2 protein-coding genes are annotated in these 2,563 nt (G+C 65.0%); both read right to left on the minus strand.

Annotated elements, in window-relative coordinates; all coding sequences use genetic code 11:
* Positions 1-338: 338 nt before the first annotated feature.
* The gene (locus NKK47_RS34825; RefSeq protein ID WP_352579901.1) at positions 339-1,532 is read right to left on the minus strand and encodes an IS91 family transposase; all 1,194 of its coding nucleotides are present in this window, start codon (positions 1,530-1,532) and stop codon (positions 339-341) included.
* A 12-nt stretch (positions 1,533-1,544) separates the two neighbouring features.
* The gene (locus tag NKK47_RS34830; RefSeq protein WP_352579902.1) at positions 1,545-2,432 is read right to left on the minus strand and encodes a tyrosine-type recombinase/integrase; all 888 of its coding nucleotides are present in this window, start codon (positions 2,430-2,432) and stop codon (positions 1,545-1,547) included.
* Positions 2,433-2,563 lie beyond the last annotated feature (131 nt).

A 2,563-nucleotide genomic window follows, 5' to 3' on the forward strand; every position in this document is an offset into this window, starting at 1 on the left:
CCTGAAGGTTTTTCGATGCGGGCCGCAGCGCGACGTTTGCCGCTGGCATTGGCGGCCCGCGTTGACAAACCTTGGAAGGAGGAAGCCGCGGGGGCTGGGTGAGACCTATGGGGAAAGCGTGCGGCCGCGGGCGTGTGGTGTGGAGCTCGGCGCTGGCGGCAGGCGCAAACGGGCCGACCCGAGGGCGTTCGATGGCATGACCAGACGCCGATCTGACGGTCTGCTTTCTGTCGCGTTCGACGGTTTTGCGGTGCTCGGCGTTCTGTGGCGCACACCGATGCCCTCCCGGAATGCCGTGTCTTTCCGAGTCAGCTTTGACCGATGTGACGGGCACCTCGTCATGCGGCTTGCTCCCGCGGTGGTGCACGGGCTCTGGGCTTCTGGCCGCGTCGGAAGATCTCAATGATGCGCATCGGGCCGCCGCAGTCAGGGCATGGCTCTCTTAGGGTGAGCGGGATGATCTCGGCGCTTGGCGGGTCATCCTGTCTGGCCGTTTCCGCTCCGAGCAGAGCGCGGATCCTTGCGATAGTGGTCTTGCGGCCTGCGCTGGCCAGAAGACCGTAATGGCGGATGCGGTGGAACCCGTCGGGCAGCACATGGATCAAAAAGCGGTGGATGAACTCGCTGGTGGCCAGCCGCATGACCTTATGATGGTCGCCATTCTTGATCCGGTAATCCTTCCAACGGAAGGTGACCGTCTCGGCATCGGCGCTGATCAGGCGGCTGTTAGAGATCGCCACGCGATGGGTGTATCGACTGAGATAAGCCAGCACGGCCTCGGGACCGCCGAACGGAGGCTTGGCGTAGATCACCCATTCGGATTTGCGCAAGGGAGCAAGCCAGGCGGCGAAGGTGTCAGCTTCAGCCAGCCCGGCCAGATCGCCGAAGAAGGCCAGATCGCCTGATTGATGCAGCGCCAGAAGCCCTTCGATGAACACCCGCCGGAACAGCCGCGACAGGACCCGCACCGGCAAAAAGAACCCCGGACGGCAGGCGATCCAGCGCGTGCCGTCCGGCGACAGCCCGCCGCCGGGCACGATGATGTGGACATGCGGGTGATGGGTCAGCGCCGAGCCCCAGGTGTGCAGCACACTGGTCATGCCGATGCGGGCGCCGAGGTGGCGCGGATCGGCGGCGATGGTGGTCAGCGTCTCGGCCGACGCCCGGAACAGTAGCCCATAGACCGCCTCCTTGTTCCAATAGGCGATCTGCGCGATCTCTGCCGGCAGTGTAAAGACGACATGGAAATACTCCACCGGCAACAGGTCCTTGGCACGCGCGGCCATCCAGTCCCGCGCCGCTGGTCCTTGGCACTTCGGGCAGTGGCGATTCTTGCAGGAATTAAACGCGATGTGCTGGTGGCCGCATTGGGCGCAGGCCGCCACGTGCCCGCCGAGCGCCTCGGTCCGGCAGGCCTCGATCGCCGACATGACCTTGAGCTGGCTCAGGCTGACATGCCCGGCATTGGCCTGCCGCCACGCAGGCCCATGGGCGCGGAAGATGTCAGCGATCTCCAGCTTCGGCCGGGGCACCCGGCCCGTACGTCACTCCAACCCGCGTCTGAGGGTCTGATCCTGCAACTGCTTCAGACGTTCGAACGGGCTGACGGTGTCACGGATCGTCCTGGTGGCGACATGGGCATAGCGGGCGGTCGTGCTCAGCTTGGCGTGGCCGAGCAGAACCTGGATCACCCGCACATCGGTGTTCGCCTCCAGCAGGTGGGTGGCGAAGCAATGCCTCAGCGTGTGCAGCGTGGCCGGCTTGGCGATGCCCGCCATGTGCTTGGCCGAGGTGAACGCCCGGGTGAGCTGGCGCGGCGAGATCGGATTGATCTTCGGCTTGCCCGGAAACAGCCATCCCTGCGGTCGCGCCTCGCGCCAGTAATCGCGCAAGAGTTCCAGCAGACCGGGCGACAGCATGGCCTTGCGATCCTTGCCGCCTTTGCCCTCGTCGACATGGATCAGCATGCGGTCGCTGTCGATATCGCTGACCTTGAGATTGCAGACCTCCGACGCCCGCAGCCCGGCGCCATAGCTGATGCCAAGCGCCGCGCGATACTTCAGACCGGGCCCGGGAACGGCAGCCATCAGATCAGCGACCTCCTCGACGCTCAAGACCACGGGCAGCTTCCGCGGCGCGCGACGGAACTGCATATGCCGCTTCATCTCCTCGCGCCCGCAGGTGACGCCGAAAAAGAACCGCAGCGCGACGATCCGGGTGTTGAACATCGTGGGCGTCACCCCGGCATTCGTCATGTGCAACTGATAGGCGCGCAACTCCTCGGGGGTCGCGGCGTCAGGCGAGTGGCCGAGGAAGGCCGCGAAATCCTTGATCGCCCGGATATGGCTCTGCTGAGCACTGTCGCCCATCCCACGGATGCGCATGTCTTCGATCATCCGCTGGCGCAGCGGGGTGGTCTTCTCCTCCTTCATGGGAGCCTCCTGTCTGATGATTGAGAAGACCCCAATCGTCAGGCCAGGAACCCCAGTCACAAAGAACCACGGTCGATCAGCAGGCGCACCGCCTGCCACAAGCGCCATTGCCGCGCGAGCGGCTTAGTCCT

The organism is Mesorhizobium sp. M0019 (genome assembly GCF_040323975.1).
In the GTDB taxonomy this organism is placed as follows: domain Bacteria; phylum Pseudomonadota; class Alphaproteobacteria; order Rhizobiales; family Rhizobiaceae; genus Mesorhizobium.

Bases quoted from the DNA above. Each gene is read 5' to 3' on its own strand.
- NKK47_RS34830 (WP_352579902.1), bottom strand. From the start codon at position 2,432: ATGAAGGAGGAGAAGACCACCCCGCTGCGCCAGCGGATGATCGAAGAC.